Here is a 26,964-nt window from a genome sequence, read left to right as displayed (position 1 = left end):
AATCATGTCAAAAGCGGGTACGGTTACTGCCACTTCCGCCATACACCTTCTGGAGCAATATCGGGAGGGGACGTCCTTTTTCTGGTCTTCACCGCAACATACCTTGCTCGCGCAAGGAGAACGGATTCGTTGGTCTCCGCTACATGCGGAGCACGCAATTCTAACAGATCCCAGCGATTCTGCTGATCTTATTGAACATAAACATAAGGAAGAGATACATCTTTATATAGATGGTATTCAACAGCTTATGGACAAGGCCAAACAAGCTGGACAATGGAACCCAATGGTGGTTGGCGCCATCCCGTTTGATCCGCTAGACGAATCTGCTGAGCTATATGTACCAGAGACGGTGCAGTGGGCTGAACCGCTACCCTCGGAATCACGAGCATTAATTCAGAAGCTGCCAGCAGCCGTAGGTTGTGAGGTCGCTGAGGCACCTGCGGGGATAGTGTATGAGCAAAGTGTAGATAACGTACTGGTTGATCTGAACCAGGGGGATCTCCACAAAGTCGTGTTATCCCGTACACTTGAGGTGACATCACAGACCATCGTGGACACGCATCAATTACTGCGTAATCTGTTCAGAGACAACACACATGGATATACATTTGCTGTGCCAATGAAGACCATAATTCAGTCAAAAAGTCCTCTAACAATGAATAAAAAACATTTAAAAATGGACGAACAAATTGAATACAAAACGAGTCGCACCTTCATCGGTGCAAGCCCAGAACTGTTAGTTACCCGCAAAGGATTAAAAGTACGTGCCAACCCACTGGCAGGCTCTGCTGCCCGGAGTGATGATCCAGCGGAAGATCGCCGCCGTGCAGAGGCGCTGCTGGCTTCAGCCAAGGATCGGCATGAACATGCCGTAGTCATTGAGGCAGTTGCGGAGGCACTGCGCCCATTATGCCGCCAACTATCCATTCCAGCAGAACCTTCGCTGATTCAGACGCGCACAATGTGGCATTTATCTACCGAAATCCACGGAGAGCTGGCGGACACGGCCACAACGTCACTGGAGCTCGCTTTGGCTCTTCATCCCACACCCGCCATCTGTGGAACACCCGTACAGGCTGCGCGGGCAGCGATTAAGCAACAGGAGCCGTTCGACCGGGGATTATTTACGGGAATGGTGGGCTGGTGCGACAGTGAGGGCGACGGCGAGTGGGCCGTAACAATCCGATGTGCTGAAGTGGAAGGCACAGCTGTGAAATTGTTCGCTGGAGCGGGCATTGTAGCAGGTTCTACGGCAGAAGCTGAGCTGGCAGAGACGGCTGCCAAGTTCAGAACGATGCTGCTCGCGATGGGTTTGGATTCGACGGTGTCCAGTCAGAAGGAGGAATGAGCAATGCTGTCAGGATATCAGGCTTGGCCTGAGGAAGTTGCAGAGCGTTATCGGCAGGAGGGTTGCTGGGAAGGGATTACGTTTGGGGAAATGCTTCGCCAGCGAGCTGATCTATATGGCAATCGGGTAGCCGTTATTAGCGGTGAACAACAGCTCACTTATGCAGAACTGGATGACCGGGTGGATCGATTGGCTTCTGGTTTATATGCCAAAGGCATACGGCAGCATGACCGGGTTATTATTCAGCTGCCCAATATTATAGCGTTTGTTGAAGCGTGTTTTGCTTTATTCCGCATCGGTGCGCTGCCTGTATTCGCTCTTCCCTTGCATCGAAAGAGCGAAATCACATATTTCGCTCGGTTCTCCGAGGCCGTAGCATATCTGATTCCGGATCAGGATGGAGGATTTGATTATCGCACGTTGGCAGAGGAGGTACAGGCAGAGGTTCCGGGACTTCGTCATATTTTCGTGGCGGGAGAGGCCGGGCGGTTTACAGCATTGGAAGATGTCTATGCAGAGCCTATCACACTGCCGGATGAACCGACGTCTTCAGATGTTGCTTTTCTACAGTTGTCGGGCGGAAGTACCGGGTTGTCCAAGATGATCCCACGTACTCATGATGACTACATTTACAGCTTGCGAAGAAGTGTTGAGGTGTGTGGTCTCAGTCCCGAAAGCGTCTATCTGGCTGCACTACCTGTAGCACATAACTATCCAATGAGCTCACCTGGCATTCTGGGCACGTTGTACGCAGGTGGCACGATTGTGCTGTCACGGGGATCGAGCCCGGATGAAGCCTTTCCGCTGATTATGCGCCATCAGGTAACGATCACGGCGTTGGTGCCGCCGCTGGCTCTCGTCTGGCTCAACGCAGCGGCTGCCCGAGGAACAAAACTTCCGTCGCTCCAGGTGCTTCAAGTGGGGGGAGCCAAATTCAGTGCAGAGGTGGCGGCACGCGTCAAACCGGTTCTTGGCTGTACATTACAGCAGGTGTTTGGCATGGCCGAAGGGTTGGTGAACTACACACGTCTCAACGATTCCGAGCATGTCATTACCCATACACAAGGGAAACCGATGTCTCCCTATGACGAGGTGCGGATTGTGGATGACGAAGACGTTGAGGTGGAGCAGGGACAAGCCGGACACCTGCTGACACGCGGGCCCTATACCATTCGTGGTTATTACAAAGCCGAGGAACATAACGCCAGATCGTTTACTACGGACGGTTTCTATCGCACAGGCGATATTGCGAGTCTGACGGCTGACGGATATCTCGTTGTCGAAGGACGGGCGAAGGATCAGATTAACCGTGGCGGGGATAAAGTGGCTGCCGAGGAAGTGGAAAATCATTTGCTGGCCCATCCTGGTGTGCATGATGCAGCTTTGGTCTCCATGCCGGATGAGTATCTGGGCGAGCGCTCTTGCGCCTTTATCGTGCCAAGCGGTGAAGCTCTGGCGGTAGCCGAGATCAAATCATTTCTACGTAATCGGGGCCTGGCCAGTTATAAAATCCCGGATCGGATTGAGTTGGTAGATGCTTTTCCGAAGACACAAGTGGGCAAAGTCAGCAAAAAAGCACTACGGGAGATGTTGACCATCGAGCAACCGGCATCTAAATAAGAATTACTAACAGATAACGTTACATTTTATCAGTTGAACTAACCATTTACACAAGAACGTAGAGGCAGAAATAACCTGAAGAAGCGAAGTGTGCGCCCAAAAAATTTCTGCAAGAAAGCTACATCGGAAGCATACGCTATCACCGGATTTTCACCCTTGTAAAATTGAATCAAAAAATCTGGGGATAACAGCGATCGGAAGGTTATTCTGTCATCGGAGTGGCAAGTGTAAACATTCTTTAGTTCAACTGATATGGCTGAACATGATCTGATAAATAAAGCTGAAAAGAGGGATATTCATGGCACTTCCAGTGATTCAACCATATGCAATGCCTGTAGCGTCGGAGCTTCCGGTCAACAAGGTAGCCTGGACACCGGATGCGAAGCGTGCAGTACTCTTGATCCACGATATGCAGAACTATTTTATGAATGCATTTACGGCGGGAGCATCCCCGGTGGTGGAACTGATTGATCATATTGCACAACTTCGTTCAACGTGTCATGAGCTTGGGATTCCCGTGGTCTACTCGGCACAACCGGGCGGACAGACACCGGAGCAGCGCGGATTACAGTTGGATTTCTGGGGAGCGGGGATCGATGGTGGGCCTGTGCAAAAAGAAATTGTTGAATCGCTCGCACCCGCTCCACAGGACACCTTCATGACTAAATGGCGCTACAGCGCCTTCCAGAAGACGGAATTGCTTGAACTGATGGAGCGGCAGGGCCGGGACCAATTGATTGTCTGCGGCATATATGCGCATATCGGATGTCTGATGACGTCAAGTGAGGCATTTATGCGAGACATTCAGGCGTTTCTGGTTGCCGATGCGGTTGCAGATTTTTCGGAGGAAAAACATCGCATGGCGCTGACGTACGCGGCAGAACGATGTGCGGTAACACTATCGACCGAACGTTCGATTGCGTTGCTGAATGCGTCAGCCGCAACCAGAACTGGAGGTACAGCTACATCCGAGGTGCAGCAGCAATCGGCATCCACCGTGGAGACTGGGTATGTCGTGGAAGGACAAGAAGGCGTTGATCAGGCAAGACTCGCAACATTACGGGCTCAGATTGCCGATCTGCTACAGGAGCAGCCCGATTCAATTGGGGAGCATGATGATCTGATTCAGAACTGGGGAATGGATTCGATTCGCATGATGAGTCTGGCTGAACGTTTTCGCGCGGAAGGCGCAGAGGTTACCTTTGTTGATCTGGCGGAGCAGCCTACATTGGCAGCTTGGGCAGGACTTCTGGATAATGCCCAACCGAAAGTACTGCCGAACGGAGACTACTTTTGAGCGGGGCGGTGCAGATGTCGCATCGTCGGAACACAGCTTGGCCTTTGTCTTCTGCACAGTCTGGCATCTGGTATGCCCAACAGTTGAATCCGGACAACCCGATGTACAACACGGCCGAGTATGTGGTTATCGACGGTCAGATCCATACGGGACGATTTGAAGAAAGTGTGCGTCAGACCGTGATGGAGGCTGAATCGCTGAATATGGTGTATGGCGAAAATGAGCAAGGCCCGTGGCAATCTCTGCGCACCAACATGAATGATTGGACATTCCATGTCATGGATGTACGTGATCAGGCTGATCCTCATACGGCTGCGCTCGACTGGATGAAGCAAGATCTGGCACGGCCTGTTGATCTGGCAATGGGTCCACTCTTCACAGAAGCTCTATTTCGGGTGAGTGAGGATCAGTATTACTGGTACCAACGCATTCACCATATTGCGATTGATGGGTACGGCGTATCCCTGATCACACGCAGGGTTGCCAGTTTGTACTCTGCAAGTATTCAGGGAGAGGGCGCAGCACAGGCACAGGGTACGGCAGCATTTGGATCACTGACTTCCGTTCTCGAAGAAGATGAGGTCTACTCATCCTCCACCAACCTAGAGCAAGATCAACAGTTCTGGATCGACCGATTCGCGGATGCACCGGATGTGGTCAGTCTGGGTGAACGTGCTCCGCGTACATCAACCGAGTTCCTGCGGCAGAGTGCGGTGCTCACGCCGTCACAGCGGGAGCAATTGCAAGCAGCAGCGAATAGATTCGGTGCGACTTGGCCGGATCTGTGTGTAGCGGCAACAGCAATCTATGTGCACCGGATGACAGGGGCAGCCGATGTTGTTCTGGCCTTGCCCGTGATGTGCCGATTGGGTTCAGCATCGCTGCGTGTTCCAGGCATGGTCATGAATGTGCTTCCGCTCCGCCTGTACCTAGATTCGCAGATGAATCTATCTGATTTGATGGGACAGATCGTGAAGGAGATTCGGGCCGTACGCAAACACCAGCGATATCGGCATCAGGATCTAAGGCGTGATCTCAAGCTCTTGGGAGAGAATCGGCGTCTGTTTGGACCGATGATCAATGTGATGCCCTTCCATCATGAGTTGAATTTTGCGGGCGCACGCGGCATGATCCATAATCTGTCCACGGGTCCAGTGGATGATCTGTCGATTCATATTGTGGACCAGGGACATGGTCATGGACTGAGTATTGCTTTTGATGCGAACCCTTCAATCTATGTGGACTCGGAATTGCGTGATCATCAGCTTCGCTATGTGCAAATCCTGCAATGCCTGATGTCAGAAGGGACAGAAGACATATCGGTTGGACAGATAGACATCCTGCTTCCTGCCGAACGCAAACAAGTGCTGGAAGGATGGAATCAGACGCATCATGCCATCGCTGAGTGGAATTCGGCAGCGCTATTTGAACAGCAGGTTCGGCGTACACCTCTTGCAACCGCAGTGACATTCGAAGGGACATCGCTGACCTACGCAGAGCTGAACGAACGTGCGAATCAACTGGCACATGAACTGATACAGGCTTACGGAGCAGGACCGGAGCAGGTGGTTGGCATTGCGATGCCTCGTTCACTGGACGTGGTCATCGCGATTGTAGCTGCTCACAAAACAGGAGCAGCCTATCTGCCGCTTGATCCGGATTATCCCGAAGAGCGCTTGATCTACATGCTGGAGGATGCCAAGCCTGCTTGTGTGGTTACAGTAATGAACAACTTCTCTCACATTCCGCAGACGTCCAGTGTACCGATTCTGGTCATGGATGAACCGGATAGGATACAGGCAGTGAACAGTCAGTCGGGAAGCAATCCCGAAGGTGAAGATCTGTCAGGGACGGCTTCTCTGCTCAACCCTGCATATCTGATCTATACTTCCGGTTCTACCGGTAAGCCGAAGGGTGTAGCTGTAACCCATCTGGGATTAGCCAACTTGCTTGAAGATATGAAGACGAGACTACAGGTCGGTCCGCAGGATCACTGGCTGTCGGTGACCACGATTGCTTTTGACATCTCCGTACTGGAAATCTTCCTGCCACTGACGACTGGAGCAAGACTGGATATCGCGCAAAAGGACACGATTCTTGATCCGGTAGCACTGGCCGGGAAAATGAGAGAGCAAGAGACAACGATCATGCAGGCTACGCCAACGTTATGGCAGTCTCTGGTGACGAGCCGTCCGGGAAGGTTCGATGGGTTAACGGTGATTACGGGAGGAGAGGCCTTATCCGAGGAACTGAAGCTTTCGCTGGAGGCGTTGGGCTGTCTGGTCAATAACCAATACGGACCTACGGAGACAACCATCTATTCTACAGCTGCATCGCTGGGGAAAGAACATACAGGCAAACCATCCATTGGTGGTCCGGTTCGTAACACACAGCTCTATGTGCTGGATGAGAGCATGCAACCTGTACCTCTGGGTGTAGCAGGGGAACTGTATATCGCAGGAGAGGGACTTGCACGGGGATATTTGGGCAGACCTGATCTGACCGCAGAACGTTTTGTTGCGAGTCCCTTCGGACAACCGGGCAGTCGAATGTACCGGACAGGAGACTTGGCCAAATGGTTGCCGGACGGTTCCATCGATTATTTGGGACGGGCAGATCATCAGATCAAAATCAGGGGCTTCCGCATTGAACTGGGGGAGATTGAGTCGGTAATCTCCAAATATCCGGGTGTAACACAGGTTACGGTCATGGCACGTGAAGACCAACCTGGGAACCAGCGGTTAGCGGCATATATCGTGGCTGATGCGGAAGATCATCAAGCTGACATGGATCTGGCTGATATCAGAGCACACGTAGCTGATGCGTTACCGGATTATATGGTGCCCTCTGCCTTTATGCTACTTCCAGAGATGCCGCTGACACCGAACAAAAAAATCGACCGCAGACGGCTTCCTGTGCCTGCTTTGGCATCTAATGCAAACGGCAGGGAGGCACGTACACCGCAGGAGGAAATCCTTTGCAGCCTGTTTGCTGAGATTCTGGGTGTGGCTCGGGTAGGCATTGATGATGATTTCTTCGAACTGGGTGGACATTCCCTTCTGGCTGGGCGAATTACAGCCCGAGTACGTGATGTATTCGGGGCAGAACTGAACATCGGCAGTGTGTTTGAATCACCGACAGCGGCAGGGCTTGCCCGGAAGCTGGATCAGGCGAAGTCCGTCAGACCCGTTATTCAGCCTGTTCTGCGTACGGGTGAGATTCCGCTTTCCTTTGCCCAGCGACGGTTATGGTTTCTCTATTGCCTGGAGGGTGCTAATCCCACCTACAATATTCCGTTGGTTGCCCGGTTGACCGGGAAGCTGGATGTGGACGCTCTCCGAAACGCTCTGGAGGATATTGTTGCCCGTCACGAGGCACTTCGCACATTGTACCCGCCAGATCTGGGTTCGGCGAGTCAGCATATCCTCCGTGCAGCAGATGTAACAGTGAATATGAAGCTCACCCGGGCTCCGGCTGAGAAGCTGCCCGAGCTGCTGGCAGAAGCGTCACGTTACAGCTTCGAGCTTAGTACCGAGCCGGGCATACGTGCGGAATTGTTCCATACGGATGCGGACGAACATACATTGCTGGTGCTGATTCACCACATTGCAGGGGATGGTTGGTCCTTATCACGGCTTATCCGGGACTTGTCGGAGGCTTATACAGCTCGGCAGGGTGGAGCTGCCCCGGCTTGGGAGCCGCTACGCATTCAGTATGCAGATTATGCAGTGTGGCAGGAGAGCCTGCTGGGGGATGAGAAGCGGCAGGACAGTCTGATCGCGAGGCAGTTAGCGTTCTGGTCTGACAGGCTCGCAGGCTTGCCAGAACAAGTCACATTCCCGGCAGACTATGCCCGTCCAGTGGTGTCCAGTTACCGAGGCGGGACGGTGCCATTTACGATCAATCAACGTCTGCATGAGCAGCTTGCGACAGTTGCCCGTGAGCATAAAGTCAGTCTGTTTATGCTTCTGCATTCAGCGTTAGCCGTGCTGCTTACTCGAATGGGTGCAGGCACGGATATTGCGATAGGCACACCGATTGCCGGACGGAGTGACGATGCGCTGGATGATGTCGTGGGGATGTTCATCAATACGCTTGTCCTGCGTACGGACACTTCGGGCGATCCGACCTTCCGAGAGCTATTGGCCCGCGTGCGTGAAGCCGATCTTGCTGCTTATGAACATCAGGATTTACCGTTTGAACGGCTGGTCGAAGTGCTGAATCCGCCTCGATCGCGTTCCAAACATCCGCTCTTTCAGGTGATGCTGGTGCTGCAAAATACGCCAGATGTTCGTCTTGACCTGCCAGGGGTTGAAGCAGAGACTCGCATCCACAGTGTAGGTTCATCCAAATTCGACCTTACGCTTGAACTGACGGAGAAACGGGAGCAGAACGGCCTTCCAGCTGGTATTGAAGGTGTACTGGAGTATAGTGCAGACCTCTACCGTAAATCGACTGCCGGAGAACTGTTGGTTCGGTTGATGCAGGTGCTTGAGGATGCTGTACAGCAGATGGACGAACGCATCAGCAGATTTGATCTGGTTACACCGTCAGAGCATGCCCAGCTTGAAAAGGAGTGGACATCTACACCGGAGGAAGGTCCGCAGCTGACCATTGCCGAGCGTTTTGAAGTGCAGGCAGCCGCTTACGCGGGTTCGGTAGCCCTCCATTGCGAGGATATCCGTGTGACTTACAGGGAGCTGAATGTACGGGCTAATCGACTGGCGAGACTATTGATGGCAGAAGGTGCCGGGCCGGAACAGATGGTGGCATTAGCCTTACCTCGTTCGGTAGAGATGGTCGTAGCCATTCTTGCTGTACTCAAAACGGGTGCTGCCTATCTGCCACTGGACCCGCACTATCCGGCAGACCGTTTAACGCATATGCTCACGGACGCGGCGCCGAAAGTGATGATTACAAGTACAGAGGTGTATGCCCTGCTACCGCAAGTTGAGAACATTAAATGTATTAACTTGGACGATCTGCATACCTTGCGGCAATTGGAATCCATGGATGAGCGAAACCCGGCAGACCATGAACGGAACGGACGGGTAACTCCGCTGAGTCCGGCTTATATGATCTATACCTCGGGTTCAACAGGGAAACCCAAAGGTGTCGTGATTCCGCATGCAAATGTCATCCGGTTATTGGATGCAACGCAGCACTGGTTCCATTTTGACGAGAGCGATGTGTGGACGTTGTTCCATTCCTATGCGTTTGACTTCTCCGTGTGGGAAATCTGGGGCCCTCTCCTGTATGGAGGCAGTTTGGTTGTTGTTCCCCATGAGATTAGCCGATCACCTGGTGCGTTCCTGCAACTGCTCGCCGAGCAAAAAGTAACCGTACTGAATCAGACACCATCTGCGTTCTACCAACTGATGCAGGCCGACAGGGAAAATCCGGTCTGGGGACAGCAACTTGCGCTCCGCTATGTGATCTTTGGAGGTGAGGCACTGGAGCTGGGACGTTTGGATGACTGGTATGAACGCCATGGGGATGACGCCCCAAGACTCATCAATATGTATGGTATTACGGAAACAACGGTCCATGTCAGCTACAAAGAACTTCACGCAGGCAGCGCTGCGGAGGGCGCAAGCAGTTGGATTGGATGCCCTATTCCAGATCTGCGCGTCTATGTGCTGGATGATCATCTGAAGCCTGTGCCGACAGGTGTAACTGGAGAGATGTATGTGGCGGGAGCCGGTCTGGCTCGTGGCTATTGGGGAAGGCCGGATCTCACGGCAGAGCGATTCGTCGCCGACCCATATGGTGCACCGGGTACACGAATGTACCGTACAGGGGACTTGGCCAAGCGCCTGCACGATGGTTCGCTTGATTATCTGGGACGAGCCGACCAGCAGGTGAAAATCCGCGGGTTCCGCATTGAGCTTGGCGAGATTGAGGCTGTATTGGCAAAACATTCGGGTGTGGCTCAGGCTGCTGTTATTGTTCGTGAAGACCAGCCAGGGGATAAGCGTCTTGTCGCTTATATTGTTCCTGTACCGGACAGTGAAGCAGCACTGGAAACGGCTTCGTTACGCCGACATGCGGGAGCGAGCCTTCCGGATTATATGGTTCCATCTGCGGTTGTTGTGATGGAGATCCTGCCACTTACGCCAAATGGCAAGCTGGATCGCAAGGCATTGCCTGCACCAGAGATGCAATTATCGGCTGATGGCCGAGCACCGCGCAATCCGCAGGAGCAGATTCTCTGTGATCTGTTTGCCGAAGTATTGGGATTGCGGAGTGTGAGTATTGATGACAGCTTCTTCGAACTTGGCGGTCATTCGCTGCTTGCGGTGCGCCTGATGAGTCGAATTCGTGAAGCAATGGGCAAGGAGCCGGGCATCGGCATTTTGTTCGAAACTGCTACGGTGGCTGGACTGGCCGAGCGATTGGAGATGGGTGCAGATTCCGGGAAAAGCTCACTGCAAGTGTTGTTACCGCTCCGGACACATGGTCAGCATCTGCCCGTATTCTGTGTGCATCCGGCCGGAGGACTTAGTTGGTGTTATGCCGGGTTGATGAAACACCTGGGCATGGAGTATCCGCTGTACGGATTGCAGGCGAGGGGCATCGCGGAGTACGAGGTACTTCCTTCGACACTGGAGGATATGACGGCGGATTACATCCGTCACATCCGGTCTGTGCAGCCCGAAGGCCCGTATCGTTTGCTCGGCTGGTCACTGGGCGGCAACGTGGCTCAGGCTATGGCCGTGCAGCTTCAGTCCGAAGGGGAGGAAGTAGAGTTTCTCGCTATGCTGGATGCATATCCGAGTCATTATCTGCCTATTCGCGGCGAACCGGATGAGGAAGAAGCGTTAACGGCATTGCTTGCACTCGGTGGATATGATCCGGACAGTATTGGGGATGGGCCGCTGGATATGGCAACAGCGATGCGTATCCTTCGTAGCGAAGGCAGTGCGTTGGCAAGTTTGGATGAAGAGACGATCATGAAGCTGCGGAAAACCTATGAAAATTCCGTCCGGATCTTGGGGGCGTACACGCCATCCCGATTCGAAGGTGACCTGATCTTCTTCCGATCCACTATTATTCCCGACTGGTTCGATCCGATCGAACCGGAGATGTGGAATGCATTCATCGGAGGGCAATTGGAACGTCATGATATTGCTTGTCGTCACAAAGACCTTTGTCAGCCGGGTCCATTGGAGGAAATCTGCCTTACCCTTTCCGTCCGGCTGGAGATGCTGAACAAGAAGCGCAACATTCAACACAAATAGGAGGATAAGCTGATGAGCAACCCTTTTGAATATGAAGACAGCAATTATCTGGTGTTAATGAATGATGAAGGACAGTATTCGCTGTGGCCTGCATCCATTCCGGTACCGGCAGGTTGGACCCAGATGTTGGGGAAGGCCAAACGACGTGTATGTCTGGATTACATTGCGGAGCAGTGGACCGATCTTAAACCGCTAAGTCTCTGTGATGAAACGGGGATGCCGGGCATGATTCATGAGGTTGGCAGATGAGGTTTCGTCTGAATCCAAAGGCAATTGTGAGCATTGTGTATGTTCTGGCGATGTTTATGGTTGCCATGGATGCAACGGTCTTAAACGTAGCGCTACGAACCATTAGTGAAGAACTGGGGGTTCCTCCGGCTGCTGCGGGTACCTTGAATGTGGGGTATTTGGTGAGTTTGGCTGTATTTCTGCCTGTCGCCGGATGGCTTGGTGATCGATGGGGCACGAAACGGGTTTTCCTGTCGGCGCTGACACTGTTTACAGTGTCCTCTGCACTTTGTGCAACGGCTGATCATCTAGGCACATTGACATTTTTCCGTATTTTGCAGGGGGCAGGGGGTGGTCTGCTTACACCTGTAGGGATGGCGATGCTGTTTCGGACCTTTCCTCCGCAGGAACGGGCCAAGGTATCTCGCATGTTGGTGCTGCCCATCGCCCTTGCTCCGGCTCTCGGGCCAATTGTGAGCGGATTGATTGTGGATCAGCTGTCGTGGCGCTGGATTTTCTATGTGAATCTGCCCGTCGGTATTCCAGGCGTGATCTTCGGCATGCTGTATCTGAAGGAGCACAGAGAACAGGGAGCAGGTCGACTGGATCTGCCAGGTTGGCTATTATCTGCCCCAGGACTCGCACTGACGATGTATGCGCTCAGTCAGGGACCGCTGCGGGGATGGACGTCACCACTTATTATGGGAGCGGGCTTTGCAGGCGTTCTGCTTCTGACGTTGCTCGTCGTGGTGGAGCTGCGCGCGAAGCAGCCGTTGCTTGATCTGCGTTTGCTGAAGCACCGCCTGTTCCGCTATACAGGCTTGGTATCCGTATGTGGAGCAGCAGGGCTGTTGGGTATGCTGTATGTGTTTCCGTTAATGTACCAAAATGTACTACAGGCCTCTGCGCTGGAAACCGGGCTAACGACATTCCCGGAAGCGATAGGACTGATGATCGCCTCTCAGCTTGTCCCGTGGACTTATCCGCGGCTGGGCCCGCGGAAGCTGATATCGATGGGCTTGATCTGTACGGCAGTTATCTTCATTACGCTTAGTCAGATCACAGTGGATACGAATCCATGGTTCATCCGTTCATTATTATTCGGCGTAGGAATTTTCCTGGGGCAGACGGTAGGAGCAGTGCAGATTGCTGCCTTCGCCCAGATTCCGCCTGCATCCATGGGACGAGCTTCCACCTGGTTCACGGTGCAAAATCGTCTGGGATCAGCCATCGGCATGGCTTTACTCTCTGCTGTGTTGGCAGGTGTGGGTACAACATCGGTGACTGCGACAGGCACGATGGAGCCGAATATGCTGGCGTACCGTTTGGCTTTGCTGGGGGCAGCTGCATTTTTGCTCATCGGGCTGTGGTTTGCCCTGAAAATCCGTGATGCGGACGCAGCAGCCACGATACGGAAGACCCCGGCTGGAGGATTGTTTGGGAAGTTGAAACGTTCGTCTACGGTGGGTTCAGAATCGGTGGTAAAGCAAGAAGGATAGGATTATGTTGTGAAGAAAGAAATGAAAGTCAAGTAGCCGAGGCTACCTGGAAGGGTTTCGATATAATAAGAGCGAGTCATACCGGATAAGGGCAAATTTGTCGCCGGATTGACTCGCTCTTATTTTTGATCGGTTAGGTAGTTGGTTAACTACACCAACTCCGTATACAGATCCTCCAAGGTTACCATTTCCGGCTTGCTCGGAAGCTCTCCCCCAGCTGAACATGCCGCAAGCAAATGTCCATCATCCAGTCGCTGACTGTGAAAACGATGTGCCCCAGCCTGCTCGCAATGCCAACCTCCTCCCTCATCGGGAAGGATGGCGAAGGAGTCCAGTGGCATGGACAGGCCCATACCGACTGCCTTGATATAGCTTTCCTTCAGCGTCCATAGACGGTAGAAGGTTTCCTGCTGCATCTCGGCGGGCTTTGCAGCCAGGAACTGGCTTTCCCCTGGAGAGAAGAAACGCTCTGCAATCTGCATGTCGATGGGTGCTATTTTTTCAACATCCACGCCGAGTTCATCTGTACCGCCAGAGATCAGAGCAATCCAATCGCCAGAATGGGAGACGTTGAATTGTACATCCGAATGTTGACTGAGTGAAGGTTTGCCGTAGGAATTACGGGTAAAAGAAAGCTCAGCAGGTCTCAGGCCAGTTAACTTGCTCAAAGTCACACGAGTCAATATCTCTCCCAGTACGGAGCGATACGCGTCAGCCTGACGCATAAAACGTGAAGCCTGAGCACGTCGCTCGGCAGAAACTTGCGACAGAAAGTGGTTCCAGTACGCCTCGGGCAATACTTCTGGAACTTGGAGCACACGAATAGTTATCATCATTTATCACCTGTGGACATATTCGGCGAGCATCAATAACTTTCCTTTATGTGGAACGCACCCCTCAACTTCCTCCTAAATCATCACTATACGGATGCCCCTGATAAGCAAGTAGGCTATCTTGCTTTTTATGCTAAGGGTTCAGATTATGCCTCTTCATCATCATGCTTCTTGTGCTCGTTTCCATTCCGTATGAGCAGCCTGTACTCGCTCCCACATGTCTTGACATTCCAGTTCACTGTAATTCACCAACGGTTCATGGAATACTTCAGTTAATACGTCACGCCATTCGTGGTAGGATTGGATCTCTGTTTTTCGGATTCCTTCGATATCATGTGTTCGGAGCATGCATCCACGTAATTCATGACTGCGATTCTCATCCCGCTGACGAAGCAAAAATACGTTATGCCAAGGTGATTCGACCGCCCGACTGTAGAATTCATGCTTTGGAATGAACTCTTCCAGACTGGTGATTGCTTCAGGAGCATAGTCCACACCTTCACTTGGCCCATTCGGCTCGTATTCAAGCCGCCATCCCCCAGCAGCAACAGGTGATGGCATCAATTGATACGTAAATGGTGCTGAACCATAGGTTCCATAACGAAGTGGCAGAGGTTTGAAGGGCATTCCGCCTAGGCCTACATCCACAATCCAGCGCTCAACTGTCGGGTCAGCATCCGGTAAAAGGATAGACAGACCGAGGTGGAACGAGTTCACCCGTGGTTGTTCTCCATGGGGCTGCACTCCGCCGCTATGCCAGTTAACTGTGTAACCGAGAGAGCGGAGAAGAACACTAAATGCACCATTTAGATGAAAGCAGTAGCCGCTGCGGCCCTGTAATATAAGTTGGATCGACTCTTGAAGACCGATTCCCGCAGGACGACCTGCAAAAATATCGACCGTTTGCCAGGATAGATAGTGCACATGTGCTCGTTGGAGTTCAACTAAGAATTCCAGTGTAGGTTTCTTTATATCATCAATGCCGATCCGTTTCAGATAGGCCTGTATTTCAGATGGATTCAAAAGTTCATTCATCTAGATCACCTCATGTCATATAGTGGGCCGCACGCAATGGTTATAAACTTCTGCTGCCCTGAGTTCATTGTAAAAGTGAACGGACGAAAACAACATCATCAGTTGAGTAGATTGTAACGGTACAATTATGAGTGCAGCTTTGAAAATCATCTCAAGAGATAAACATGGTATTGATGTCAATGAAATACAATATATGGATGAGCTATTTCTTTTTCTGGGGTATGCTAACCCTTTGGAGTGGATATAGGTTAGAATATAGATAGATAGCAGGATTAGGAGATGGAAAAATGGCTAATGAAGAAGTGATTTTGACACAGGAAGGCTTGGAAAAGCTGGAGGACGAACTGAGGGAATTGAAGACAGTGAAGCGTAAGGAACTGGCTGAGCGTCTGAAACTCGCGATCAGTTACGGTGACCTGAAGGAAAATAGTGAGTATCATTCAGCCAAAGATGATCAGGCCTTTATGGAGACCCGGATTCTGATCGTGGAGAAGATGCTGAAAAACGCCAAAGTCATCACATCCGAGAACATGGATGCTACCAAAGTGGGTGTAGGTTCCACTGTATTGCTCAATGATATCGAATTCGCTGAGAAGATTGAATATAAATTGGTTGGTCCTGCCGAGGCCGATGTTGCGGATAATAAAATTTCGTACGAGAGCCCGCTGGGCAAGGAATTGATGGGCAAAGAAGTAGGCAGCGTCATTCATGTAAATGCTCCGATGGGCGTTATCAAATATGAGTTGCTTCAAATTAAAGTGTAATAAGAGAACGAGGTGCTCCGAAGTCATGAAAGTGGCTGAGGGGACACCTCTTTTTAATGGTATTGAGCTTAAATTTTGGGATGGTTTATGTCATTTTAACTTCATACGGTTGGACATCTGCACTTTATCACATACTGTTTCTAGGGGAACTTATGGGATAAAGTTTTTCGTGTGTATTTTTATGTAAATAAATAACATTTCGACAAATTTCGATTTTCGAATGACCTGACACGTGGAGTAGTATATAATTACGGGAAAACTTTAAAGTGATGGAGTAGATACGATGAATTTTAGTAAGCCTAATTTGGATCAAAACAACGCTGGCACAGGTGAGCGATTCTCGCGTGCCGGATTTATCCTGGCAGCCATTGGTAGTTCGGTTGGTCTGGGCAACATGTGGAAATTTCCGTACATTACGGGTGAGAACGGAGGAGCTGCGTTTTTCCTGCTCTTCATCGTGTGTTTACTGCTGATTGGTCTGCCAGTTCTTCTCGCTGAACTTGCGATTGGTCGCAGTGGCAGAGGTAGTGCAGCTACAGCATTTATCAAAGCTGGTGGACATAAGGGTTGGCTCGCAGCCGGATTGCTGCAAGTATTGACGCCGTTTATCATCCTGTCCTTTTATGTCATTATTGCGGGCTGGACATTGCAATATGCAGTGACTTCCTTCAGTGGAACATTGTTTAACAATCCGGATTATGCCGGACAGTTCAACTCCTTTGTAGGTGGCTACATGCCAATCGTGTGGCAACTGGTTTCGGTTCTAATCACAGGCTGGATTGTTGCCAAAGGCGTATCTAACGGAATCGAGAAGTTCAACAAGGTACTGATTCCAGCGATGTTGGTACTGCTGATTATACTCATGATCCGTGCAGTTACATTGCCGGGTGCAGGTGCGGGTGTATCATTTTTCCTGAACCCAGACTTCTCGCAGCTTACAACCGAATCCGCACTGGTTGCGCTCGGACATGCCTTCTTCTCCCTGTCACTCGGGATGGGTATTCTTGTAACCTACGGTTCGTATGTGGATAAAAATCAATCCCTCGGTGCGGCTACCGTTGCCGTCGGTGCGGGTGATCTGATCTATGCGCTCATTGCGGGTCTGATTATCTTCCCAACGACCTTCTCGTTCGGTATTGCACCTGACCAAGGGCCGTCATTGATTTTCATCGCACTTCCGGCTGCCTTCTCGGCCATGCCACTTGGATTCCTGTTTGCGGGATTGTTCTTTATCCTGCTGGCTATCGCAGCATTAACGTCTGCAGTATCCTTGCTGGAAGTTCCCGTGAAATATTTCATGGAACGCTTGTCCTGGAGCCGCAACCGTGCAGTATGGGTGATTTCGCTCGCGGTCTTCATCGTAGGACTCCCTTCGGTATTATCGCTCGGCTTGCTGCCTGAATGGACGATTGGGTCGAAGAGTGTGTTCGACTGGATGGACTTTATGGCGTCCAACATCCTGCTGCCTGTCGGTGGACTGCTTGTGACGATTTTTGCAGGATACTTCTGGAAAACGGCTGCGGAAGCTTCCGGCCTGCGTTCCGGATGGTTCCGGGTGTGGTTGTTCATGCTGCGTTACGTGGCACCAATCCTGGTTCTGCTGGTTCTGCTGCACACATCCGGTATCATTCACTTCTAGAAGTGAAGACCAAATAGGCATAAATGTTGTCTGTTGTGCACATTTACCATGGATAAAACCTCTTGGAAGAAATGCAAAAGCCCTTGTTTTCCCTCGCCAATTTTGGGACAATACGGAGTAGAGGTTTTTTGGGTAGGACCGATAAGCCATATGCTTTTTTGCGAAAAGAGGATTATACAATGAACAAATCATCCATATATGGATTAACATTAGAGCAATTACGTTCCTGGCTGCCGGAGCATGGGCAGAAGAAGTCCCGTGCATCCCGGATCTGGGAATGGTTATATCAAGAGCGTGTACACGATTTTCCCGCGATGTCCGATGTCCGTCAGGAATGTCTGGACGTTCTCTCCGAACACTTCACAATGAACTCGCTGAGCGAACATGTGAAGCAGGAGTCAGCAGATGGTACAGTGAAATTTCTGCTTCGGATGCAGGACGGCAACCTGATTGAAACGGTATTAATGCGGCAAAAGTACGGACTTACCGTATGTGTGACCACACAAGTCGGTTGTAATATTGGCTGTAGCTTCTGTGCGAGCGGTCTGATCAAGAAGAGCCGAGACTTGACCGCTGGCGAGATTGTGGAACAGATTATGCATGTGCAGCGACATCTGGATGCAGCGGGTCAAGAAGAGCGGGTAACCAACGTGGTGGTGATGGGGATTGGCGAACCATTCGACAACTTCCAGCACATGAGTGATTTCATCGAAGTCATCAAGGATCGCAAAGGACTGGCGCTGGCGGCGAAACGGATTACTGTATCCACTAGTGGCCTTCCGGACAAGATCAAGGAATTTGCAGACAGCAGTCTGCAGGTTAATCTGGCGATCTCTCTGCATGCACCTAATAATGAACTGCGCACACACATCATGAAGATCAACCGGGCTTTCCCGATCGAGCAATTGATGGATGCCGTGGATTATTATCTGGCTACAACGAACAAACGCATCATGTTTGAGTACATCCTCCTGCGTGATGTTAACGATCAGCGTGAGCATGCCGCGGAGCTGGCTGAACTGTTGTCCAGTCGCAGAAGTATGGTCAGTGTAAACCTGATCCCATACAACCCGGTGGATGAACATAGTCAGTATCAACGGAGTACAGAAGAATCGATTCTGGGCTTCTATGATACGCTCAAAAAGAACAACATCAACTCTACTGTACGTATGGAGCATGGTACCGATATCGACGCTGCCTGCGGACAGTTGCGTAGTAAACAAATGAAGAACAACGCTGTCGAATCCGAGCCAGACCGTCTGGCACTGGGATAAAACACAACGCGGGGCTGGCAGATAAGTAGGATGCTTGGTTGTTATAATCAGTGCCTGTACTCTGTACGTGCCATCTACCGTTGTTGGATCGCGAATACGTTGCCTGGATACAAAACGCCTCTGTATATCACTGAGAAGTGATGACGGAGGCGTTTTTTGGTGTCATTATTTTAGTTTTTTGGTCATCAGCAGATGGGGAATGCCGTCTTCCATAAATACGTCAGATGCAGGCGCATATCCGAGGCGCTCGTAGAACCCGGAAGCTTGCACTTGTGCGTGCAGCTTGGCCTTCTCAAGCCCCTGAGCGAGAGCCATCTGCTCCAGCTTGTCGATCAGCACACGGCCCAGGCCATGTTTGCGGTAATCGAGCATGACACAGATTCGTTCCAATTTGGCGACCTGTTCCACCACGCGCAGCCTGGAGGAAGCAGCAGGTACACCGTCCACGTAGAGCAGAATGTGGCGTGCTTCAGCGTCTAATGTATCATAAGCGTCGAATTCATCCGTAGCAGGAACGCCTTGTTCCTCAACGAAAATAGCTGTGCGAATCGCGAAGCAGGCATCGAGCAATTCCTGGTTATTAACTTCAACAATCGTTGTATTCATGAATGTTTCTCCTTTGGGTGAACGTAATGTTATCCTGACGTGATAAACTGGTACATAACAGGAATGTGGAACGATTTTCGTTCCATGTATACGGTTTGAGCTATATGTTTAAAATTGAAACCATTTCAACTGTAGTTATACCATCAATTATGTTGCGAATGCAACAATTTAATAGGGGCGTGAATGTGTTGACTGAGAAAAAAGAAGTACTGCGTGAGATTGGCATGATTGCCCGCTGTCTGGATTCCATCAGTAATGTCGAGTTTCAGCATCTGAACCTGTCCCGTGGACAATATCTGTATCTGTATCGAATCTGTGAGAATCCGGGCATTATTCCGAATCAGCTTGCTGAACTGATCAAAGTGGATCGCACGACTGCGGCCAGAGCCATTAGCAAACTCGAATCGGATGGATTCATTATTAAACAGCCAGCAATGGGTAATAAGAAGAATAAAGTGTTGTATCCCACCGAAGCTGGGCTTGAAGCATGGGAATTTATTCGAAAAGAAGGCGTGCATTCAGATCAGGTGACGCTGGATGGTCTGACAGAGGAAGAGATTGAGACAGCCATTCATCTTCTCAGACGGATGCGCCATAACATTGAAGTGGACTGGAAATTTGTCAAAAAGGGTGGACGACGGCCCTATATGGATAACCTCGAATAAATGCGAACTTTAGATGTGTCTCAGTCCTTGACCAGAAGGGTTAGGGGTTCACAGTCGTATACGTGCAGGAGGAATGGCGTGAAGATCATATTTCGAAAAAAACGAACGTGGCTGGTCCTAATGCTGATCATTATTACCGCAGCCAGCGTGATGTTGTTAAGGGAGCGTTTCCTAATGAACGAAGTATCCCCAACGGTATCTTTTATCGAAAAGAATATGACCAACCCTAACGGGACACTGGCTACCTACTTACAGGATGCAGCTTCGGAGGAAGCAGATATCGTTGCGGGTAGAGAGGCACTGTCGGAGTCACTCGGTCTGTGGATGGAGTATGCCGCAGCGAGCGATGATCAGGCTATGTTTGAGCAGAGCTACGAGCAACTGACGACTTATTTTCTCATGCCCCCAGACCCGTATATCGCCTGGAAGCTGGATGCCAAGGGTGAATCCCATGTGACGACCAATGCACTTGGCGATGATCTTCGTATTATAGGCGCCTTATTGCAGGCAGCAGATCAGTGGGAGCAAGGGAGAGAGGCAAAGTTGGCGACAGCAGCAGCCATTTCCCGAGCCTTAACACAGTCGGCTCAAAAGCAAGGATATTTAGTGGATTTTCACGATTTTGCAGGCGGACATTCAACGGACACGCTAAGCCTGGTCTATGTAGATCTGCCTGCACTTCAAGCGATGGAAAAACATCAAATGGTGGAACCAGGAACCTATGCGAGGTACGAAGCGCTGCTGAAGAAGATGCCCGACGATGGATTGTTCTATCCGAAGACCTTCGATGTGGTCCGTAAAGATTATACGTATGATGATACCGTGAATCTGATCGACCAGTTGATCGTGGCGAATCATCTAACGGTGACCGACCGCAAACCGGACAAGCTCATTTCTTTTTTGAAAAAGGAGTTCAACACCCGGCATCAGCTGCCTGGACAGTATAAGCGAGAATCACGCACACCTGCCGTATCTTATGAATCTTCATCGGTATATGGCCTCGCCATCTTACTCGCTGTGCGTTCAGGTGATCCAAAATGGGCCAAACAGCTGTATAACCATATGATCACGTTGCGAGGCCAGGACTCTCGTTATCCAGGTGGATATGTATTTGACGGCAACACACATCTGTTCGATAATCTTTTTCCTTTGTTGGGAGAAACGAATTTACAGAAAAACATTAAAAAGTAATGATTTTGTCATTTTATAAACTGTTCAATGTGTTAGCATAGTTTTGTCTAATCATGTCATAAAATGTTGAAAAATAAGAGAAGTGAGTTTGAACAAGCGTTCTAAAAATTCAACGGAGAGAAGGAACTATGAGAAATAAAGCACCTACCCGCCGTATGGCATGGGGATATGCCCTTTTAATTGGACTAGCCGTAATGCAGCAACTATTGATTTATCTTAAAGTGTATATGGATCAGAGCTACACTACAGGGGATGTGATTTTTAGTATCGTGTCGCTGGGTGTATTGGTATTTGGTCTTTTGCTGCCTGTTGGCGTATCCGTCGTGGCGGGCTTTGTATACCTGGTCTCCTATTTTGTGTGGCTTGTTACTTACGCTGATGCGAATGTGCTCGTGTTCTCCTGGTGGTTACTCATCCCGGCCAACGTTGCTGTGGCCGCGTTCATCAAGGCAAGCCTGCTGCGCAGTGCACGTGTAGTGGAACGTCTTCAGGATATGCAGGATCTTAACCCCGAAATCGATCTGGATACCACGCTTGGTAATAAGGATGCTCTGGCAGATACGTTAATTAAACACAGTAACCTTGCTCGTCGGTACTCCCAAAAGTATGGATTCAGCATTGCCATGTTCAAGATTGAATTTTTGCCACTGGTGATGGAATCTCTTGGCTCTGTCCGGTATGCACAGTTCCTGCTTGAAATTTCGAATACGATTCAGAAGCAGATTCGATATGAGGATTATAAATTTTTCGTGGATCGCGGGCGATTTGTCATTTTATGTCCGATGGCGAATGTGGAATACCTGCCCGTTCTTACAGAGCGAATCAAAAAAGCGATAATGGATCTTCACATGATTGATAAAAAGGGAAATGAGCTGCAGACGGTGATCAGATCCGGCGCTCTGGTATTCCAGAAAGAGCAATTCAGCAAGTATGAGGATATAGACGCGGTTATTGCTGCCCTTGAACGAAACACAGAGACCGATCTCATCGGTGAATATATATAACGGGAAGGAGAGAGGCGCTGTGGACTATATGTCCTGGTTCATCCCGATCTGTATCGCCGTCAGTTGTTTATTCGCGGTATTTACGATTTGGTTAACGATTGCAACCCTTCGTTTTCGATCGAAAGTTATTCGCAAGTATGATCGGAGGAAGGTAAGTGGCTGATTTTATTTTAATATTATCGATATTTAGTATCTGGATTGCCGTATTTGAGTCGATTGTTATTATGGCGGGTGCGATTCGTTTTATTAATAAACAGGACAAAAAAGGGATTCAGATCCCTGACAATATGGATCATTATCCGACAGTCACAGTCATGGTTCCTGCACACAACGAGGGTCTGGTCATTGTGGCGACGGTAGAGCACATCCTGCGCCTGAATTATCCGGAGGATAAGGTTCAAGTCATCGTGATCGCGGATAACTGCACAGATGATACAGCAGTGAAACTGAGATCATTCCTTAGTCAGACTAGTTATGTGCATCGTAATGTGACAGTAATGGAGCGGAAGGGAACAGGCGGCAAGTCTGGAGCATTAAATGACGGACTGGAGCTAGCCACGGGCGATTGGATCTGTATCTTCGATGCAGATGCCGCACCTGAGCGGAATTCACTAATGTTTTTGGCGCAAAAATCGCTTGAGAACCCTGAACAATATGGTGTTGTTTTTGGTAGAAACAAAGCACGCAACAGAGGTCAGAATTTCCTCTCCAAATGCATCAATCTGGAAATCATTACTTCGCAACGTGTGTATCACACAGGTCTGTGGGAATTATTCCAGCTTGGTTCCATCCCGGGAACGAACTACATTATCAAAACCGAGTTGATCCGCGAAATTGGTGGTTGGGATGTTACAGCCATTACAGAAGATACCGCGTTGTCATTCGAGATTTTGAATCGTGGACAGTTTGTGGCGCTTGCGCCGCAAGCGGAAGCCTATCAGCAGGAGCCGGAACAGCTTAGTGTATACATGAAACAGCGTGAACGCTGGGCCAAGGGGAACTACCAGGTCGTACTGGATAACATCCATAACCTGTTTAACCGCTCCAGTTGGCGTAATAAGTTGCTGGTCATCTATTATGCCGTCAGTTATTTCTGGTTCATGCTCGCGATCATTGTATCGGACATCATATTCCTCGTGAATCTGGTTTATCGAGTCATTGCTATATTCAAACCGGAGGTAAGTTCGCCGTTCCAGTTTGCTGGAGATGCGTATGTGTTCCTGGTCATTGGTTGGGCACTTATGTACTTTATTTACGTGTTACAGATCAATCTGGCACTTGCCGCAGATATTGGACAGAGCAATACCCGTAATTTCATCTACGCCTGCGTGTCCTACTTCACGTATGCACAGCTGTTCATTTTGATCTCGATCAAGGCATTCTACTCGCTGTTGATGGACAAGATTCGGAAACGCGAGAGCAAATGGTACAAGACGCAACGTTTTGGCTAAGCAACGATAAGCGTATAAGGGTAAGGCAGAGAGGCTGTTTGCTGGATAATTTCAAGCAACAGCCTTTTTGTTATAGCCAGGCACATCCATATTCTGTATACTCTTACAGGCTGTAAGTAGGAGGATGCTTAACAGAAATGGGGGTTATGCAATGAAGGGCAGAGGATCGGACTTTTACGATAATGAAGCGAATTTCGAGAAGTATATGGAACGTCGTAAGTGGCAGGAGAACGCCAATGATACATTGGAGAAGCCGGTGATGCTGGAGTTGATCGGAGACGTTGCTGGCAAGAATATACTGGATCTCGGTTGTGGAGATGCAAGGTTCGCCGCAGAATTGCTGAGTGGAGAGTGCGAAGGTGCGACGTATACGGGGATTGAGGGTTCTGTGAATATGATTCAGGCAGCTAACCAATCAGTAAAAGGATTGAATGCCCGGATTGAGCAAGCGTTCATGGAAGAGTGGACCTACCCGACCAGCGTGTATGATCTGGTGATATCGAGACTGGCTGTTCACTATATTGAGGATGTGGACAGCCTGTTCCGCAACATATACGATACGTTGAAAGAGAATGGGACATTCATATTCTCGGTAGAACATCCTGTGATCACGTCCACGCTGCAACCTTCCGGGACTCGAACGAATTGGGTGGTTGATCAGTATTTTGTGGAGGGATTTCGTGAGCAACAGTGGCTGGGCGGTTCTGTGAAAAAGATGCATCGTTCCATTGAATCGTACTATATGGCGTTACAACGGGCGGGGTTCCGTATTGAACATTTACGTGAGTCAGCACCACAGCGTGCTCATTTTATGAACGAAGAAACTTATCTGCGCAGGCAGCGGATTCCATTGTTTCTTTTCCTGGCTGCCCGGAAGTAGAGAGTGATAATGCATTTAGATAAATAGATGGAAACAGCTAAGTTATACTCAAAAAGTAGAAAGTTCTACACAGAAAACAGTGGATAACACTAGATATAGGAGTAAAAAGCCCAAAATCTATCCACATGTGGATAAGATATTGGGCTTTTTACTATTCTGTTTCTACACCTATGCTACGTTTGCTGTGTATAACCCCGCGATTATGAATCCGCCGCAGCTCTGACATAGACACGTTCCCCGTGCCGATCAACTTCCACGGGTGCCTCGAAGAAATTGCTCAGCACTTCGGTATTCATCAGATCGCTGGTTAATCCACTATTGACTATTTCACCCCGGCGAAGCAGAAGACTATGACTAAATACAGGCAATATTTCCTCGGTATGATGGGTGACGTAGATGAGCGAAGGGGTGTCTGGACGCTGTGCTAGTTCACGAATGCTGTCCAGCAGGCGCTCCCTTGAGAACAGATCCAGTCCATTACAAGGCTCGTCCAGAATGAGTACGCGTGGATTGGCCATGAGTGCTCGGGCAATAAGGAGTTTCTGTTTCTCGCCTTGAGAACAGGTACGATATTCCCGATCCCACAGGTGCGGACAGCCCAGCGTTTGCATCAATTGTTGTGCCTGATCCAGATCATCATCTGACAGCTTGTCATATAAGCCAATGGTGGCATGTTTACCGCTGATCACGACATACTGTGTGCGATCCGTGCCGTACAATTTCTCTTGCAGAGAAGAACTGACCCAGCCGATGGACTTGCGAAGCTCTCTCAGATCCACATCGCCATATTCATGACCTAGCACGGAAATTTTGCCTTCGGTCGGCCACAGATACCCGGTGATCATGTTCAAGAGTGTTGTTTTGCCGGAGCCATTCAGGCCAAGCAATGCCCAATGTTCGCCGTCATTAACCTGCCAGTTGACATCGTTCAGCAGGGTTAGGGGTCCCCTTTTCCACGTGACATGTTGTACATCAATAATCATGCATTATTCCTTCCTTCTGTTATCCTCAATTGTCCTAGGTGTATTGTAGTCACAAAACGAATGAGGTTTCAACGGTCATTACGCTGTTCTTACCGTTCCAATATGATGAGGAAGCAATGGAATATCGGAATCAGGCGTAGATTATAATGGGCAGTCTCGCGTATGCGGGACTGTATTTAGAACGTTCCAGGCATGACACTGATTTTTGTTGTTGCCAAACATTGAAGACTTTGCTAAGATGGGAAAAAGTTTATGTAAGCGTATACATTTAGGGTAAAATTACAACGTTGTAATTATGGTTTAAGCATTGGGTGAAGCGAATCAGTTCTAGTCACAATGATAAAAAAATAGCAAATTATCAATGGTAATAGAATTGATATATGGATAATTATAATCCATGTACCAATTATGAAGGCTATGATCGTCTAAAAATTCAAACGTTGTAATTATGAACGAAGGGAAGCGATTTAAGGTGAAGAGACGCATGTCTACGTTGTTCAGCTTGATCAGACGGGATAAGTATTTGTTGCTGATGTTCTCGCCAATTTTTCTGTATTACCTTATCTTCATGTACCTTCCGATGCCTGGTGTGCTGTTGGCATTTCGCAATTTTCTACCGGGGCAGGGCATGTTCAGTGGGGAATGGGTGGGTCTTCGCTGGTTTGAGCAGTTCGTGAATTCCATTTACTTCTGGCGACTGCTGCGTAACACATTTCTGCTCGCCTTCCTGCCACTCCTGTTCGGGTTCTCCATTCCAATTTTATTCGCGGTCTGCATCGTGGAGATCAAGAACCGGACATTCAAGCGATTTGCCCAGACCGTTACGTACCTTCCTCACTTCATCTCCACCGTCGTTGTAGCCGGCATGATTATTAACTTCCTGTCACCAACAGACGGTATTGTGAACACCCTCATCGCGAGTCTTGGCATGGACAAAGTTAACTTCATGATGGAGGCTGGCTGGTTTCGAACCATCTTCACCAGTTCCGACATCTGGCAGAGCTTCGGCTTCAGCTCCATCATCTACATCGCAGCCATTATGGGCATTGATCCCGAGATGTACGATTCCGGCAAAATTGACGGGGTCAACAAGTTTCAGGAGCTCTGGCACCTGACCCTTCCCAGCATCAAACCAACAATCGTCATCCTCCTGCTTCTGTCGCTTGGCGGCATTATGAGCGTAGGTTTTGAGAAAGTATATCTGCTCTACAACGGAGCTACTTACGAAACTGCTGATGTATTGTCGACCTACGTCTACCGGATGGGAATTGAGGGACAGAATTACGGCTTCGCCACAGCAGTGGGTTTGTTCAACTCCATTATCACATTTGTGCTGGTCTTTGCAGCCAATTCCATGACCCGACGCCTCACCAAGATGTCACTCTGGTAACACCATAACCGAACCC

The 26,964-nt window shown here is 49.8% G+C and carries 19 protein-coding genes; 15 read left to right on the top strand and 4 right to left on the bottom strand.

What is annotated here, in order from left to right:
- Nucleotides 1-4 precede the first annotated feature (4 nt).
- From dhbC to MKX75_RS28280, 6 genes are all read left to right on the top strand, one after another.
- On the top strand, nt 5-1,348 hold the full coding sequence (gene dhbC / locus MKX75_RS28305) for an isochorismate synthase DhbC (protein WP_339167721.1): 1,344 nt from the start codon (nt 5-7) through the stop codon (nt 1,346-1,348).
- Nucleotides 1,349-1,351: 3 nt separating this feature from the next.
- A complete protein-coding gene (locus MKX75_RS28300; RefSeq protein WP_339167720.1) occupies nt 1,352-2,968 on the top strand; it encodes a (2,3-dihydroxybenzoyl)adenylate synthase in 1,617 nt (538 codons plus the stop codon).
- Nucleotides 2,969-3,266: 298 nt separating this feature from the next.
- Nucleotides 3,267-4,265, top strand: coding sequence for an isochorismatase family protein (locus MKX75_RS28295; RefSeq protein ID WP_339167719.1), 999 nt, complete (start codon nt 3,267-3,269; stop codon nt 4,263-4,265).
- A gap of 14 nt (nt 4,266-4,279) precedes the next feature.
- Nucleotides 4,280-11,506 carry an amino acid adenylation domain-containing protein gene (locus MKX75_RS28290; protein ID WP_339167718.1) on the top strand — a complete coding sequence of 2,409 codons (7,227 nt, stop codon included), beginning with the start codon at nt 4,280-4,282 and terminating at the stop codon, nt 11,504-11,506.
- 12 nt (nt 11,507-11,518) lie between these two features.
- Nucleotides 11,519-11,755 carry an MbtH family protein gene (locus tag MKX75_RS28285; protein WP_062836669.1) on the top strand — a complete coding sequence of 79 codons (237 nt, stop codon included), beginning with the start codon at nt 11,519-11,521 and terminating at the stop codon, nt 11,753-11,755.
- A complete protein-coding gene (locus MKX75_RS28280; RefSeq protein WP_339167717.1) occupies nt 11,752-13,233 on the top strand; it encodes an MDR family MFS transporter in 1,482 nt (493 codons plus the stop codon). Before MKX75_RS28285 ends, MKX75_RS28280 begins: the two co-directional genes overlap by 4 nt.
- Nucleotides 13,234-13,382: 149 nt before the next feature.
- Here the strand turns inward: MKX75_RS28280 and MKX75_RS28275 are convergent, their stop codons facing one another.
- Entirely contained in the window at nt 13,383-14,069 is a 687-nt protein-coding gene (locus MKX75_RS28275) for a 4'-phosphopantetheinyl transferase superfamily protein (protein WP_339167716.1), read from the bottom strand.
- A 159-nt stretch (nt 14,070-14,228) separates the two neighbouring features.
- Nucleotides 14,229-15,101 carry an arylamine N-acetyltransferase gene (locus MKX75_RS28270; RefSeq protein ID WP_339167714.1) on the bottom strand — a complete coding sequence of 291 codons (873 nt, stop codon included), beginning with the start codon at nt 15,099-15,101 and terminating at the stop codon, nt 14,229-14,231.
- Nucleotides 15,102-15,388: 287 nt separating this feature from the next.
- Here MKX75_RS28270 and greA point away from each other — a divergent pair, with 287 nt between their 5' ends.
- The 3 genes from greA to rlmN all read left to right on the top strand — a co-directional run bounded on the left by greA (nt 15,389) and on the right by rlmN (nt 18,778).
- Nucleotides 15,389-15,865 (top strand): transcription elongation factor GreA, encoded by a 477-nt coding sequence (gene greA / locus MKX75_RS28265; protein WP_076332078.1) that lies wholly within the window; start codon nt 15,389-15,391, stop codon nt 15,863-15,865.
- Between the two features lie 283 nt (nt 15,866-16,148).
- Entirely contained in the window at nt 16,149-17,504 is a 1,356-nt protein-coding gene (locus tag MKX75_RS28260; RefSeq protein ID WP_076332077.1) for a sodium-dependent transporter, read from the top strand.
- A 179-nt stretch (nt 17,505-17,683) separates the two neighbouring features.
- Nucleotides 17,684-18,778, top strand: a complete 1,095-nt coding sequence (gene rlmN, locus MKX75_RS28255) for a 23S rRNA (adenine(2503)-C(2))-methyltransferase RlmN (RefSeq protein WP_339167712.1) — start codon at nt 17,684-17,686, stop codon at nt 18,776-18,778.
- A 165-nt stretch (nt 18,779-18,943) separates the two neighbouring features.
- On the opposite strand, the gene MKX75_RS28250 is transcribed toward rlmN, so the two are convergent.
- Nucleotides 18,944-19,384: a GNAT family N-acetyltransferase gene (locus MKX75_RS28250; RefSeq protein ID WP_062836676.1), complete on the bottom strand. Its 441-nt coding sequence runs from the start codon at nt 19,382-19,384 to the stop codon at nt 18,944-18,946.
- A 224-nt stretch (nt 19,385-19,608) separates the two neighbouring features.
- Here MKX75_RS28250 and MKX75_RS28245 point away from each other — a divergent pair, with 224 nt between their 5' ends.
- The 5 genes from MKX75_RS28245 to MKX75_RS28225 all read left to right on the top strand — a co-directional run bounded on the left by MKX75_RS28245 (nt 19,609) and on the right by MKX75_RS28225 (nt 24,575).
- Complete coding sequence (locus MKX75_RS28245) at nt 19,609-20,049, top strand: MarR family transcriptional regulator (protein WP_248278100.1); 441 nt, start codon at nt 19,609-19,611, stop codon at nt 20,047-20,049.
- A gap of 78 nt (nt 20,050-20,127) precedes the next feature.
- Nucleotides 20,128-21,240, top strand: coding sequence for a glycosyl hydrolase family 8 (locus MKX75_RS28240; RefSeq protein WP_339167710.1), 1,113 nt, complete (start codon nt 20,128-20,130; stop codon nt 21,238-21,240).
- A gap of 128 nt (nt 21,241-21,368) precedes the next feature.
- Nucleotides 21,369-22,244, top strand: coding sequence for a diguanylate cyclase (locus tag MKX75_RS28235; protein WP_339167708.1), 876 nt, complete (start codon nt 21,369-21,371; stop codon nt 22,242-22,244).
- Between the two features lie 155 nt (nt 22,245-22,399).
- Nucleotides 22,400-23,695 (top strand): glycosyltransferase, encoded by a 1,296-nt coding sequence (locus MKX75_RS28230; RefSeq protein WP_076332075.1) that lies wholly within the window; start codon nt 22,400-22,402, stop codon nt 23,693-23,695.
- Between the two features lie 151 nt (nt 23,696-23,846).
- Nucleotides 23,847-24,575 (top strand): class I SAM-dependent methyltransferase, encoded by a 729-nt coding sequence (locus MKX75_RS28225; protein ID WP_339167707.1) that lies wholly within the window; start codon nt 23,847-23,849, stop codon nt 24,573-24,575.
- Between the two features lie 200 nt (nt 24,576-24,775).
- Here the strand turns inward: MKX75_RS28225 and MKX75_RS28220 are convergent, their stop codons facing one another.
- A complete protein-coding gene (locus MKX75_RS28220) occupies nt 24,776-25,558 on the bottom strand; it encodes an ABC transporter ATP-binding protein (protein ID WP_339167706.1) in 783 nt (260 codons plus the stop codon).
- A gap of 448 nt (nt 25,559-26,006) precedes the next feature.
- Between MKX75_RS28220 and MKX75_RS28215 the strand changes: the two genes are divergently transcribed.
- Complete coding sequence (locus tag MKX75_RS28215; RefSeq protein ID WP_339167705.1) at nt 26,007-26,948, top strand: ABC transporter permease subunit; 942 nt, start codon at nt 26,007-26,009, stop codon at nt 26,946-26,948.
- The last annotated feature ends 16 nt before the right edge of the window (nt 26,949-26,964 follow it).

The organism is Paenibacillus sp. FSL R5-0341, from assembly GCF_037975235.1.
GTDB lineage: Bacteria > Bacillota > Bacilli > Paenibacillales > Paenibacillaceae > Paenibacillus > Paenibacillus amylolyticus_A.
This window is presented reverse-complemented; position numbering and strand designations above follow the sequence as displayed.